We start from the raw sequence: 13,443 nt of genomic DNA on the forward strand, positions 1-13,443 counted from the left end.
TCGTCAGCGATCGGCCAGCCCGGCGAGCCGTCCGGCCAGTTGGCGCCGGGCGGCCGGGGCGGTGGAGAGCAGCCGGAGCGCCGTGTTGCGCAGCGGGCGCAGCGGGGCCGCGGCGGTGCCCACCCGGGTGAGTCGGCCGGCGAAGCCGACCACCTCGCGGGCGACCGACCGGCGGGCCGCCGCGTACGCGTCGAGCACCGTCTCGGGTACGCCGGACAGTACGTCGGCCAGCGCGGTGCCGAGCGCCGCCCCGTCGCGCAGGCCGAGGTTCATGCCCTGGCCACCGGCTGGACTGTGCACGTGACCGGCGTCGCCGGCGAGCAGCACCGGCCCGGCCCGGAACGATTCCGCCACCCGATGGTGCACCCGGAAGCGTGAACCCCAGAGCACCTCGGTCACGGTGCTGCGTCGCCCGGTCGGGCCGCGTGCGTCGAGCAGCGCCTGTGCGTACGCGACGTCGGGGTGCTCGGGCGGGTCGGCCACCTCGGCGACGATCCGGACACTGCCGTCGGGCAGCGGTGCCCAGACCAGCAGTCCGGTGCGGGAGAAGAAGAGGATCACCTCGTCGCGGGGGAGCGCGGTGTCGATCCGTACGTCGGCGAGGACGAAGGAGTCCTCGCTGTCCGTACCGTGGAAGCCGATGCCGGCGAGTCGCCGGACGGTGCTGTGCATGCCGTCGGCGCCCACCACGAAGCGGGCCCGGACGGTTTCCCCGTCGGCGAAGGCGACCCGGCTGCCGGTTCCGTCCGGGCTCAGGCCGACCACCGGGTACGGCCGGAGCACCCGGCCGCCGAGCGCGGTCAACCGGTCCAGTAGTACCTCCTCGGTCACCGACTGCGGCACCAGCAGGACGTATGGGAACGGGGTCGGCAGGCCGTCGAAGCGCATCGTCAGCAGGGTCCGGTCGCCGTCCCGGAGGGTGACCCGGGCGGCGGGGACGCCCCGTCGCACCAGCGGTCCGGCGGCACCGACGCCGTCCAGCACCTCCAGGGTCCGGGCGTGTACGGCGGCGGCGCGAGAGGTGTTGTGGCCCTGTGCGCCCCGGTCCACCACGGCCACGTCGACGCCGCGCCCGGCGAGCTGCACAGCGGTGACGAGCCCGGCCGGTCCGGCGCCGACGACGAGTACGTCGCAGTTGGTGGGCAACATCGCTACCTCCGGTAAGGAAAGTGCCAACACTTGTTTGCCAACGTATGTTGACAACGGTAGATGTGCGTCCGTGTCGATGTCAACGGACATTGGCCTACACTCGTTGGCGTGTCTCCGCATGATCATGGAAGTGCCCCGCACACGGCGGTCGGCGTACCGTCCGGGCCCGAGCCGACGGCGGCGCCGGAGCCGGCCGCGCCACCACGCCGGTCCGACGCCACCCGGGCCGCGATCCTTCGGGCGGCGCGCGAACGGTTCGCCGCCGACGGTTACGAGCGCGCCACCATCCGGGCCATCGCCACGGACGCGGCGATCGACCCGTCGATGGTCATGCGCTACTACGGCAGCAAGGAACTGCTCTTCGCCGCCGCCGCCGAGTTCGACCTGCGCCTGCCGGACTTCAGCGACCTGCCGGTGGACCGGGTCGGGTCGGCGATGGTCGCGCATTTCCTCGACCGGTGGGAGCAGGACGAGACGATGGTCGCCCTGTTGCGGGCGGCCGCGACCAACCCGGCGGCCGCAGCGCGGATGCGGCAGATCTTCGCGGACGAGGTCGGCCCGGCGGTCCGTGCCTTTGCCGAGCGTGCCGGGGCACCGCCTTCCACACCGAGCGCGGCGCTGCCGGCCGATCAGCGGGCCGGCCTGATCTCCAGCCAGGTACTCGGTCTGGCCCTCACCCGATACGTGCTGCTGTTACCACCGGTGGTGGGATTGGATCGGGCGGCGCTGGTCGACTGGCTCGGACCCACCATCCAGCGCTACCTGCTGGGTAACCCGTAGGCGCAGAGCCGGCCGGCCCCGCGGGCCGGGTGAAGTTGGGAATCTGTAGACCGAGTCTCACGGCTACCACGCCTTCTCCCGACCCTGGCCGCTGTCGATTTTCCCATCGATCACCGGCTCGTGGTCTCCCGGATCAAACCAGCGCAGCGCGGCCGGGGCGTCGCCGGGCACCGCCGGATACTCCGGTGGCACCGGTGCGACCACCCGGTACGGTTCGCCGAGGGCGGGCTGGGGGTCGTGACCGCCCCGGTTCGGCCAGAGTGACAGGGCCGTTCCGCCTGCGCGGTGATGGTCAGCGCCGGGTTCACCCCGAGGTTCGCCGACACAGCGGCGCCGTCGACGACGTGCAGACCGGAATGGCCGAAGACCCGGTGGTACGCGTCGACCACTCCGTCGGCCGCCGAGCCGCCGATGACCGCCCCGCCGAGGATGTGCGCCGTCATCGGCATGTCGAACGGCTCGGTCACCGCCCCGCCGGGTACTCCGCCGATCTGCTCGGCGAGCAGCCGGACGGCCCGGTTGCCGGCCGGGATCCAGGTCGGGTTGGCCGCGCCGTGCCCGGGACCGGTGGCCAGCCGGCGACGGCCGAGCCGGGTGCGCCCGTACTGCACCGTCAGCGAGTTGTCCAGTGACGGCATGACCAGCGCGATCACCGTACGGCGGGACCACCCTCGGAAGTTCTTCACCAGGCTGTTTTTCGCCCCGTGCCGGCAGAGTCGGTCATGCACTCGCCGCGGTGCAGGCACCCGGTCCGCTCGGGCCCGACGCCGCCGAAATAGGGGCGGGCGACCCGCTCGTTGGGCGGCCGAGGTGCACCCCGACCGGCGCCCGGCGGAAGGCGTGACCCACCCCTACCCGGTCGACGTCCGCGCGCATCGCGGCGTCCGCGGCCGTCTCCCTCGGGTACGCGGTCACGCCCAGCATCCGTTTCGCCTGGTCGTAGTGGGCGGCGAGTTCGGTGCGCCAGTCGGCGAGGTGTCGCCACTGCGGGGCGTCGTAGAACGCGGGAGCCGGCTCGTAGAGGGTGTTGGCGTAGACCAGCGAGCCGCCGCCGACCCCGGCACCGGAGAGCACCAGCACCTTCGCCGCCCCGTTCCCGGTCCGGCGTCCGGCCGGGCGCAGCAGGGTGATCCGCTGGATGCCGTAGCAGCCGAGCCGGGGCGCCCACAGGAACCGGTGGGTACGCCACGAGGTCCGGGGCAGTTCGTCGTCGGCGAACCGTCGCCCCGCCTCCAGTACGGCCACCGAGTAGGCCTTCTCGGCCAGCCGCAGGGCCGCCACGCTGCCGCCGAAACCGGACCCGATGACGACCGCGTCGTAGCCTATGCCCGTCATGGTCGTCGATTCGGGCCGATCCCGCACCGGGTCATCGGCCAGGAAATGTCCCAGCCCCGTGCCATGCTGACTCGCGCCCCGACCGGGGCGGCACCGACCGCACCGGCCCGAGGACGGGTATGCCCACCGCTGACGAACTCATCGGTACGACGACGGTGACCGACCTCGTACGCGTCCTGCGCTCACGGTCGCCCCGCAACCGCTGGTCGACCGTTGCGGCCAGCGGCGCGACGCTGACCGGTCTCGCCCTCGGCCAGCGGGCGCAGGCGATCCGGGACGCCCTGCTGGCGGACCTGCCGGAGACCTACCGGCCGTCGGCGGCGATCCTGCGCGACGCCCTGGCCGACCCGGCCTTCACCGGCTGGATGATCTGGCCGGTCACCGAGGCCGTCGCGGTACGGGCACTCGCCTCACCCGAGGCCGGTGACTTCGAGGCCGGGCTCGGCCTGCTCGCCGAGTTGACCGGCCGGCTCACCGGCGAGTTCGCGCTGCGGGCCTTCCTCAACGCCGACCTCGACCGCACGCTGGCCACCGTGCTCGGCTGGACCGGGCACCCGGACGAGCACGTACGCCGGCTGGCCAGCGAGGGCACCCGGCCCCGGCTGCCGTGGGCCAAGGGGGTTCCGGAGCTGACCCGGCGCCCCGGCGCCACCGTCGCGATCCTCGACGCGCTCTACCGCGACGACGTCGAGTACGTGCGCCGTTCGGTGGCGAACCACCTCAACGACCTCAGCCGGCTCGACCCGGACCTGGTCGTCGCCACCGCCGCCCGCTGGCTGGAACAACCGGGGCCGAGCACCGCCCGCCTGGTCCGCCACGCGATGCGTACCCTGGTCAAGGCCGCCGATCCGGGCGCCATGGCGTTGCTGGGTTTCCCGCCCCCGGTCGACGTCTCGGTCACCGGCCCGCACCTGACCCGCACGGCCGTACCGCTCGGTGGTGAACTGGCCTTCGAGGTCGTGGTGGGAAACGACGGCGACCGGGACGCGAACCTCGTCATCGACTACGTGGTCCACTTCCGCAAGGCGAACGGAAGCCGGGCGCCGAAGGTCTTCAAACTGACCAACCGGGTGCTCGCACCCGGCGAGCGGCTGACGCTGGCGCGTCGGCACTCGTTCAGACCGATCACCACCCGCCGGTACCACCCCGGCCCGCACGCGATCGAGGTCCAGGTCAACGGGGTCCGGTCGGGGATGGCCGAGTTCGACCTCGGCTGAATCCGGCGGCCTCCGGCTACCGGCTGCTGGACACCCCGTCCGACGGCTGCCGGGCCTCGTCGTCGTCACCGGTCGACCCGCCCGACCGGGGACGGACCCGGACCTTCGTGATCGCCCGGCCGGTCACCTCGACCACGGCCGCGCTGAACGCCGGCACCTCGACCGTCTCACCGGGCCCGGTCGGGATGTGTCCGAGGCGGGCCAGCAGCAGCCCGGCGATGGTGGTGTAGTCGCCGTCGTCGGCCTCGTCCAGGTCGAGGCCCAGGTCCGGCAGGTCATGGATGGGGAAGGTGCCGGAGAGCAGCAGCGTCCCGCCCGGCTCGCGGACCACCGCCTGCACGTCCCGGTCGGTTTCGTCGTAGATCTCCCCGACGATCTCCTCGATCAGGTCCTCCATCGTCACGATGCCGTCGATCGAGCCGCGTTCGTCCACGACCAGGGCGAACTGCTGACGTTGCTGACGCATCTGCCGGATCGCGTCGGTCACGCCCAGGGTCTCCGGCATGAACAGCGCCTCGGACGCGTGGTCGGCGACCGTGCCGGTGCCGTCGAGCAGGTCTCGCAGGTGCACCACCCCGACGACGTTGTCCAGCCCGGCCCGGGTGACCACCGGCGCACGGGACTGTCCCGACTTGGCCAGCAGCCGGAGTCCCTCGGTGGTGGGCAGGTCCGCGCGCAGGCTGGTCACCTCGCCGCGCGGCACCAGGATCTCCCGCAGGATCCGGTCGGCCACCTCGAAGGCGCCACTGATGATCGTGCGGTGTTCGGCGGTCAGGCTCGGCTGCGCGGCGACCATGTCCCGCAACTCCTCGGCGCTGACCTCCTCCCGACCGCCGTCCGGGTCGGCGCCGGTCAGCCGTACGACCGCGTTCGTCGCCCGGCTGAGCAGCCACACGGCCGGCCGGGAGAAGGTGGAGAGCATGTCCAGCGGTCGGGCGACCACCAGGGCCCAGCCCTCGGTGCGTTGCATCGCGACCCGTTTCGGGGCCAGCTCGCCGAAGACCAGGGTGACGAAGGTCAGCACGATGGTCACCAGCACGATCGACACCGGCTCGGCCGCCGAGCCGAGGAAGCCCAGCGGCCCGACCAGCGGCGCGGACAGGGAGACCGCGGCCGCTGCCGAGGCGAGGAACCCGGCCAGGGTGATCCCGATCTGGATGGTGGCCAGGAACCGGTTCGGGTCCCGGGCCAGCCGGGCCAGCACCCGCCCCGTACGCGACCCGCGCTCCAGCCGTTGTAGCTGGCTCTCCCGCAGCGACACCAGCGCCATCTCGCTGCCCGAAAAGACCGCGTTGACCAGCACCAATACCGCTACCAGCGCCACCTGAAACCCGTAGCCACCCACGCCGCGACGCCTTCCTCACCTGACTGGTCGAAGCACAAACCTAACCGGCCCGGTCGGGATGCCCAATCGATCCGGGGACCGGGCCCACGAACACGCCCATCGTACGCATCGACGGGTCTCGACTCCGGGTTCGACAGCCGGTTCACCCTGGGATTGAGCTGGTCCGTCGGTTGGGTGGAAGCCGGCGGCGGCATCGAAGGGAAGGAACCGACATGGAGATCAGCCGCCGCGGGCGCCTGCGGTCGACGTACGCCGTGAGCGCGGCGGCCGGCGGTGAACCTCGCTACCGTGCGCCGGTCCGGGGCAGGAAACGCAGGCGCAGCGCGCGCCACAGGGTGCCCGGCCGGGCCAGCGCGGACGGGTGCTCGACCATGGTGGTGACCCGGGTCAGCCGATCGTTGATCACCTCGTCGGTCATCGAGACCCGGAACAGCAGGTTGCTGAACCACCTGGTGAGTCGGTAACCACGGGGGTACGGTCCGTCGACGTGCGGCAGGTCGAGGTCGGCGAAGGTGGAGATCTGCCAGGCGGCGTCCACGATCACCCGGACCCGCTCGAAGTAGGCCCGCGCCGGCTCGTCGCGCAGCGCCGGGTCCGAGCGCAGGTACGCCGACAGGCAGGAGGCGTGCAGTGCCGCCGAGGTCATGCCCTGCCCGTAGATCGGGTTGAACGAGGCGACCGCGTCCCCGGCGGCGACCAACCCGGCGGGGAACCGGTCCACCTCGTGGAAGTCCCGCCGCCGGCTGTCGGCCTGGTGGTACGTCACCACGTCGCCGATCATCTGGCCGCGCTCGGCGATGTCCCGGAACTCCTGCGGGAAGTGGTCCCGGCAGCGGGTGGTGAAGTCGTCGACGTCGCGGCTGGGCCGATCGGTGTCGTAGCCCGCGACCAGCATGATCCACCGGTCGTTCTCGACCGAGTTGATGCCGCCGATGCGGGCGACCCGCCCGTCGCCCGGCGTGGTCTGCGCGACCGCCACCCAGGCGTCGCTCACCTGTTCGTCGCGCTTGTAGAGCGCGGTGGCGTAGTTCAGCTTGATCGGCATCCGGCGCATCGGCGGTCGGGACCAGCCGGCGCCCTCCAACCAGTCGCCGAGCCGGCTGGAACGCCCCATCGCGTCCACCACCAGGTCCGTGTCGACGGTGACCGGCTCGGCCCCGTCGTGCGGCACGTACCGGGCACCGGCGACCCGGCCACCGTCGAAGACCAGCCCGTCGGCCCGGCCGGACACCAGGGTGATGTTCCCGACGGCGAGCGTCCGTTTCCGTACCAGCGCCTCGAGGAACGGCCGGGTGGTGATCAGCCCCGGCATCTGCGGCCGGGACATCGGTGCCGTACGCAGCACCCCGTTGATGAAGACCTTCGCGATTCCGCCGGTCGCCCGTGGTGCGCCCGCAGCGAACGCCTCGGCGGCGAAGCCGGGAAACCAGCGTTCCAACTGCGTCTGTCCCGCCGGCAGCAGGGCGTGCACCTGACTGCCCTGCGGTACGCCCGGCCGGGGACCCGCGTCCACGTCGGACGGATCCCGCTCGACGATCAGGACTTCCTCCGCATGGTCGCTGAGCACCCGGGCGGCCAACAGACCCGCCATGCTGCCGCCGAGCACCACCGCCCGCCGCATGATCACTCTGGTGTCGGTGGGCCGCTCCGACGTCGCTGTCTGCGCGAAAAGCCGTGACGCTGAGGGCGGCACTCGGCACTCCTTCTTCCGGCGGGAAACGGCCACCCGTACCGGCGCCTGCGGATCTCTCCGGTTGCCGTGGGTGATGGGTCGATTTCGCAGCGGGATCTTGCCGGAGACTATCACTGGCTGCACGTCCAGGCCGGGTACCGGCGCGGGTGACCGTCGGCCGGACCTGGCCCGACGTCGGCATGAGCGGCCGTACGAATCGGCCCGGTCATTGTGGCGACAACCGGAGAAATTTTCACTCTTGTCGGAAGTCCCGAGGTCGCTGTGCGGGGCACGGGGCTCGCGTGACCGGGCGAACCATCCCAAGTTACCCTCGTTGCCCATGAGGGGGTTGGTACTCATGAGGGCTCGGCGTCTGGTCGCCGCGCTGACCGGAGCCGTACTCGCCGTGCCGGCCGTGGCCGTACCGCCGGCAGGTGTGGCCGGCGCCGCGACGGCGTCAGCGGTAACCGCGTACCGGGCCGCCGCGCCCGTGCCCTGCCCGGTGCCGTCGCCACCCGTACCCCGGCCGGCCTCGCCGCCCCGCCCGTCGCCGCCTGCCGGCGACCCGGCGCACCGGGCCATCGGTGGCCCGGAACTCGCGACACCGGGCCTGGTCGTTCCGGCCGGCGCGCCGAAGCCGCCGCCGGTGACCGCGACCTCGTGGGTGGTCGCGGACCTGGACACCGGCGCCGTCCTCGGTGGCTGCGGCCCGCACGAGTACGGCACCCCGGCGAGCGTGCAGAAGCTCCTGCTGGCCGCCACCGCCCTGCCGAAGCTCGACCCGAAGCAGGTCATCACCGTCACGCGGGAGGATCTCGACTTCGAACCGGGCAGCTCGGCGGTGGGTCTGCTGCTGGGCGGCCGCTACCCGGTGGAGACGCTCTGGCTCGGTCTGCTGCTCAACTCCGGCAACGACGCCGCGAACGTGCTCGCCCGGCTGGCCGGCGACGGCGCCGGGGTCGCCGGCACCGTCGCGGCGATGAACGAGGAGGCGCACCGGCTGGGCGCCCTGCAGACGCACGCCGTGACGCCGTCCGGCCTCGACGGCCCGGGGCAGTTCACCAGCGCGTACGACCTGGCGTTGATCGCCCGGGTGTGTTTCGCCGACGCGGGTTTCCGTCGTTACGCGCTGACCGAGCGGACGCAGATTCCCGCCCAGGGGGCGCAGAAGGGCTTCCAGATCCAGAACGAGAACCAGCTGATCTTCCGCTATCCCGGTGCGCTCGGCGGCAAGACCGGTTACACCACCCTGGCCCGGCACACGTACGTCGGCGCCGCCGAGCGCAACGGGCGGCGGTTGGTGGTGACGCTGCTCGGCGCGGAGGCCCGTCCGCTGCGAGGCTGGCAGCAGGGCGCCGAGCTGCTCGACTGGGGTTTCTCGGTGCCGGCCGACGCCTCGGTCGGTCGGCTGGTCGATCCGGGGGAGGCGACCGCCTCCTCCCCGTCACCGGCGGCCGGTCGGGCGCCCGCCGAACGTTCGGCGGCCGTCACCGCCCGGGACCAGACCTGGTGGACCGGCCTCTCACCGACGGTGGCGCTCGCCGTTGCCGGCACCCTCGCCCTCGCGGTGGTGCTGACGATCGTGGCCCTGGTGGTGACCGCGCGCCGTCGCCCGCGTCGCCCGGTCGGGCGTCGCCGGCGGCCCGGACTGCTCGGCTAGCGGCACGCCGCAGCCGGTCCGTCACCAGGCAGCGGTCAGGTCTGTTACCCGACGTTCACGCCGGTACGGTGACGCACCGGCCATGATGGACGGACCGCCACCGCAGGAGGTTCCGTGGAAGCTGTTCGGACCGATGACGACGACGTACGACCGACCGATGACGCCGACGAGCTACGACCGAGGGCGACGATCGACCTCGACCACCATTCTTCCGACTACCAGCGCCGCTGGCGCGAGATCTCCGACGACAACGTGAGCCGGTGTCCGGTCGCGTACACCCCCGCGCACGGCGGGACGTGGGTGGTCTCCGGCTACGAGCCGCTGGTCGAGGCGCTGCGCGACCATTCGACCTTCTCCTCCTTCTACGACCACAGCGATCCGGACAGCCCGATGCGCGGTACGAGCAACCCGCCGACGCCGTACCTGAACGTGCCGCAGGAACTGGATCCACCGGAGTTCTTCACCTACCGCCGGCTGCTGAATCCGGCGCTGTCACCGGAGCGGTCCCGTCAGCGGGAACCGTTCATCCGGCAGGTGACCGCCGCCTGCCTGGACCGGGTGACCCCGACCGGGCGGGCCGATCTGGTGGACGCGCTCACCAATCCGGTGCCGGCGATCGTCACCATGAGCATTCTCGGCATCCCGCTGGCCGACTTCGAGCGCTTCGCCCAGCCGATCCATCTGATGGTGTGCAGCCCGCCGGGGACTCCCGACGCGGCGCGGGCGGTGACGGCGGTCAGCGAGATGATGGGGCTCATCGCGCGGCTGGTCGGCCAACGCCGGGTCGAGCCGGCCGACGACCTGATCAGCGTGCTCGCCACGGCGACCGACGACGACGGTGCGCTGCTCCCGCTGGACCACGTCAACGCCGCCTGCGGACTGGTCATCGCCGGGGGAGTGGACACCACGACCGCGCTGGTCTCGCACGCGCTGCACTGGCTGTACCGCAACCCGGCCGAGCGGGACCGGCTGGTCGCCGACCCGGCCCTGATCCCGGCCGCGGTCGAGGAGTTCCTCCGGGTGCTCGCCCCGGTGCAGTTCATGTCGCGTACCGCGACCCGCGACGTCGAACTCGGTGGGCAGCACATCGCGGCCGGCGAGCGGGTCATGCTCGCGTTCGCCGCCGCCAACCGGGACCCGGCGGTCTTCGACTGCCCGACCGAGGTACGCCTGGACCGGACACCGAACCGGCACGTGGCGTTCGGTTCCGGCATCCACCGCTGCGTCGGCGCCCACCTGGCGAAGATCCAGGCCGTGGTGATGCTGGAGGAGGTGCTGCGCCGGATCCCGGACTATGTGGTCGACGAGGAGCGGCTGCGGCCGTACCCCTCGATCAGGGCGATCAACGGTTACGTCAACCTACCGGCGACCTTCACCCCGTCGCCCGCGGTCGGTGCCACGTTCCCCGAATGACGTCACCGGACGGGGCGCCGGTTGCCGGCGGGGACGACGAGACAATCCGGACCCTCCGCCCGCCACCAGGGGCCTCACCTGCACCGACGCGAGCGGCCCGGCGCTAGGCTCTACCGGTTGGAAGAAGATCGGCGGCCGGAGATTCGACGGGGGACTCGGACATGTCGGCGGTACGCGAGGACGCGCGGGACGTACCCGACGGGACGCGCGCGGAGCTACGGGCGGACTGCACCCGCTGCTTCGGGTTGTGCTGTGTCGCGCCGGCCTTCGCCGCCTCGGCGGACTTCGCGATCGACAAGGACGCCGGCCAGGCCTGTCCGAACCTGGACCCGGACTTCCGCTGCGGCATCCACCGGGATCTGCGGCAGCACGGCTTCTCCGGTTGCACCGTCTTCGACTGTTTCGGCGCCGGTCAGCGGGTCGCCCAGGTCACTTTCGCTGGGCGGGACTGGCGGCGGACACCGGGCACCGCGAAGCAGATGTTCGACGTGTTCACCGTCATGCGGCAGCTCCACGAACTGCTCTGGTACCTCACCGAGGCGTTGACCCTGGAGCCGGCCCGGCCGATCCACCGTGACCTCCGTACGCTGCTCGACCGGACCGAGCGGCTCACCCGGTACGCCCCCGACGCGGTCCTGGAACTGGACGTGGCGGCGCACCGGCGGGAGGTCGACGCGCTCCTGCTGCGGACCAGTGAGCTGGTCCGGGCGGGGGTGCGGGGGCGCCGGGCCGAGCATCGGGGCGCCGACCTGATCGGGGCCAGGATGCGCGGCGCCGATCTGCGGGGGGCGAACCTGCGGGGCGCCTACCTGATCGGGGCGGACCTGCGCGGTGCCGATCTCCGGCTGGCGGACCTGATCGGCGCCGACCTGCGCGGTGCCGACCTGGCCGGGGCGAACCTCACCGACAGTATTTTCCTCACCCAGTTCCAGGTAAACGCGGCCAGGGGTGACGGGCAGACCCGGTTGCCGGCCGTGCTGGACCGCCCGCCCCACTGGACGGCGGTGGGTCCGCCGGCGGGGCGGGGACTGCTGCCGATCTCCCCGCGCCGTCGAGGACCACGGGCCCGGCGACGCTGAGTCTCGCGCTGCCGGGCATCAACCTGCTGGGCTGGGACGCCGCCGGCTGGCCGTACGTCTACCGAGGACGCACCGACACCGGTCAGAAGCTCGCCTTCGGAGCACCCTTGCCCGGCTTGATCCCGGTCGGTCCACCGGCCGACGGCCGGACGTCGAAGTCGAAGATGGCGGTCGGGAGGTAGACCGTGGCGCAGGAGTTCGGGATGTCCACCACGCCGGAGAAGCGTCCCTCGATCGGCGCGGCACCCAGGATCAGGTACGCCTGCTCCGGGCTGTACCCGAACTTCGTCAGGTAGTCGATCGCGTGCAGGCAGGCGCGCTGGTACGCCAGCTGCGAGTCCAGATAGCGCTGCTCCCCGTCCAACGTCACCGAGGTACCGGAGAAGGCCAGCCACTGGCTGTACTGCGGGCTGACGTTGCCGGGCATGAAGATCGCGTTCTCGGCCACGCCGTACTTCTCCATCCCGCCCTTGATCAGATCGACGTGCAGGTCGAGGATCCCACCCATCTCGATCGCGCCGCAGAACGTGATCTCGCCGTCGCCCTGGGAGAAGTGCAGGTCGCCCACGGAGAGGTTGGCGCCCGGAACGAACACCGGGTAGAAGACCCGGCTCCCCTTGGTCAGGTTCTTGATGTCCTGGTTCCCGCCGTTCTCGCGTGGCGGTGCCGTACGCGCCGCCTCGGCCGCCACCCGGTCGAAGTCGGCGCCGGTCAGCGAGCCGAGGATCGCGTCCTGCGGCTCCGGCGGCAGGGCCAGCGGTGGCACCCGGTTCGGATCCGTGGCCCGCAGCGCGCCTTCGCGCGCGTTCCACCGGGCCAGCAGGTCGGCGGAGGGAGCGGTGCCCATCATGCCCGGGTGGGTGATGCCGACGAAGGAAACCCCCGGGATGTGCCGGGAGGTCGCCCGCTGCCCGGTGAAGTCCCAGATCGCCTTGTACGCGTCCGGGAACTGGTCGGTGAGGAAGCCGCCGCCGTTCTGCTTGGCGAAGACGCCGGTGTAGCCCCAGCCCTGACCGGCCAGCGGTCCGGAGTCCTCCTGCGGCAGCGGGGCGACGTCCAGGATGTCGACGATGAGCAGGTCACCCGGCTCGGCGCCCTGCACCGAGAACGGCCCACTGAGCGCGTGCACGGTGGTCAGCGGAGCGTCCCGGATGTCCTCGGCCGAATCGTCGTTGTGGATGGCGCCGTCGAACCACTCCCGGCAGTAGACCCGGAAGATCTGACCCGGCCGTACGGTGGCGACCGGCGGAATGTCGGGATGCCACCTGTTGTGGCCGACCTTTTCCTGATCGGTGAACTTCTTTGTTGAATCCAACGGAAAGATGACTTCGGGCATCGTGGTTTCCCTTCACCGGAACGGCGGTCACGGTCGGGGCAGGCGGAGTTGAGCCGGATTGACAGAGCGGGTACGCGGCCGCCGTGTCCCGGATCCCCGGTCGTCTCCCGGAGACCGGCGATCGGGGATCCGGGACACCACCTCGGGTGCCTCGGCGCTTCGCCCGGCCCGGTCGATGGCGGCGGTCAACGGGCGTGACATGGCGTTGACCAGCGGCGCCGTGAAAATTCTGGGGGACTCGCCTCGGCAGGCGGCACAGGAGACGGTCGCGGTGGCGGTGCCGATCGGGAACCGTACCTCGAAGTCGCCGTCGCGCGGGCACCGATACTCGTACGTCGCCAACCGGCTCTCCCCTCGCGGCCACCGGAGTCCCTCCAGGCCCCCAGCATCGGCCGCCTGGATCCGACCGCGCAGCACAACACCACAACTCGTGAACCCCGGTACGGAAGTGGTCCGT

9 protein-coding genes and 1 pseudogene are annotated in these 13,443 nt (G+C 71.9%); 5 read left to right on the plus strand and 5 right to left on the minus strand.

The window, feature by feature from the left end; all coding sequences use genetic code 11:
• Nucleotides 1–3: 3 nt before the first annotated feature.
• Nucleotides 4–1,149 (minus strand): FAD-dependent oxidoreductase, encoded by a 1,146-nt coding sequence (locus tag ACZ6QQ_RS10165; protein WP_465875618.1) that lies wholly within the window; start codon nt 1,147–1,149, stop codon nt 4–6.
• 108 nt (nt 1,150–1,257) lie between these two features.
• On the opposite strand from ACZ6QQ_RS10165, the gene ACZ6QQ_RS10170 reads away from it, so the two are divergent.
• Nucleotides 1,258–1,929: a TetR/AcrR family transcriptional regulator gene (locus ACZ6QQ_RS10170; protein WP_465875619.1), complete on the plus strand. Its 672-nt coding sequence runs from the start codon at nt 1,258–1,260 to the stop codon at nt 1,927–1,929.
• Between the two features lie 174 nt (nt 1,930–2,103).
• On the opposite strand, the pseudogene ACZ6QQ_RS10175 reads toward ACZ6QQ_RS10170, so the two are convergent.
• Nucleotides 2,104–3,255 (minus strand): annotated as a pseudogene (locus ACZ6QQ_RS10175) (GMC oxidoreductase); the annotation flags it as partial.
• 128 nt (nt 3,256–3,383) lie between these two features.
• Between ACZ6QQ_RS10175 and ACZ6QQ_RS10180 the strand changes: the two are divergent.
• Complete coding sequence (locus ACZ6QQ_RS10180) at nt 3,384–4,481, plus strand: DNA alkylation repair protein (RefSeq protein ID WP_465875620.1); 1,098 nt, start codon at nt 3,384–3,386, stop codon at nt 4,479–4,481.
• Nucleotides 4,482–4,497: 16 nt separating this feature from the next.
• Here ACZ6QQ_RS10180 and ACZ6QQ_RS10185 read toward each other — a convergent pair whose 3' ends face one another.
• Together ACZ6QQ_RS10185 and ACZ6QQ_RS10190 are read right to left on the minus strand one after the other, a co-directional pair.
• Nucleotides 4,498–5,826 carry a hemolysin family protein gene (locus ACZ6QQ_RS10185; RefSeq protein WP_465875621.1) on the minus strand — a complete coding sequence of 443 codons (1,329 nt, stop codon included), beginning with the start codon at nt 5,824–5,826 and terminating at the stop codon, nt 4,498–4,500.
• 283 nt (nt 5,827–6,109) lie between these two features.
• Complete coding sequence (locus ACZ6QQ_RS10190; RefSeq protein WP_465875622.1) at nt 6,110–7,447, minus strand: FAD-dependent oxidoreductase; 1,338 nt, start codon at nt 7,445–7,447, stop codon at nt 6,110–6,112.
• Nucleotides 7,448–7,856: 409 nt separating this feature from the next.
• Here ACZ6QQ_RS10190 and ACZ6QQ_RS10195 point away from each other — a divergent pair, with 409 nt between their 5' ends.
• From ACZ6QQ_RS10195 to ACZ6QQ_RS10205, 3 genes are all read left to right on the plus strand, one after another.
• Entirely contained in the window at nt 7,857–9,158 is a 1,302-nt protein-coding gene (locus ACZ6QQ_RS10195) for a D-alanyl-D-alanine carboxypeptidase family protein (RefSeq protein ID WP_465875623.1), read from the plus strand.
• Between the two features lie 114 nt (nt 9,159–9,272).
• Nucleotides 9,273–10,571: a cytochrome P450 gene (locus ACZ6QQ_RS10200; RefSeq protein WP_465875624.1), complete on the plus strand. Its 1,299-nt coding sequence runs from the start codon at nt 9,273–9,275 to the stop codon at nt 10,569–10,571.
• 161 nt (nt 10,572–10,732) lie between these two features.
• Nucleotides 10,733–11,650 carry a pentapeptide repeat-containing protein gene (locus ACZ6QQ_RS10205; RefSeq protein WP_465875625.1) on the plus strand — a complete coding sequence of 306 codons (918 nt, stop codon included), beginning with the start codon at nt 10,733–10,735 and terminating at the stop codon, nt 11,648–11,650.
• A gap of 82 nt (nt 11,651–11,732) precedes the next feature.
• Here the strand turns inward: ACZ6QQ_RS10205 and fmdA are convergent, their stop codons facing one another.
• Nucleotides 11,733–12,986: a formamidase gene (fmdA, locus tag ACZ6QQ_RS10210; protein WP_465875626.1), complete on the minus strand. Its 1,254-nt coding sequence runs from the start codon at nt 12,984–12,986 to the stop codon at nt 11,733–11,735.
• Between the last annotated feature and the right edge of the window lie 457 nt (nt 12,987–13,443).

This window comes from Micromonospora sp. NPDC049529 (assembly GCF_055586685.1).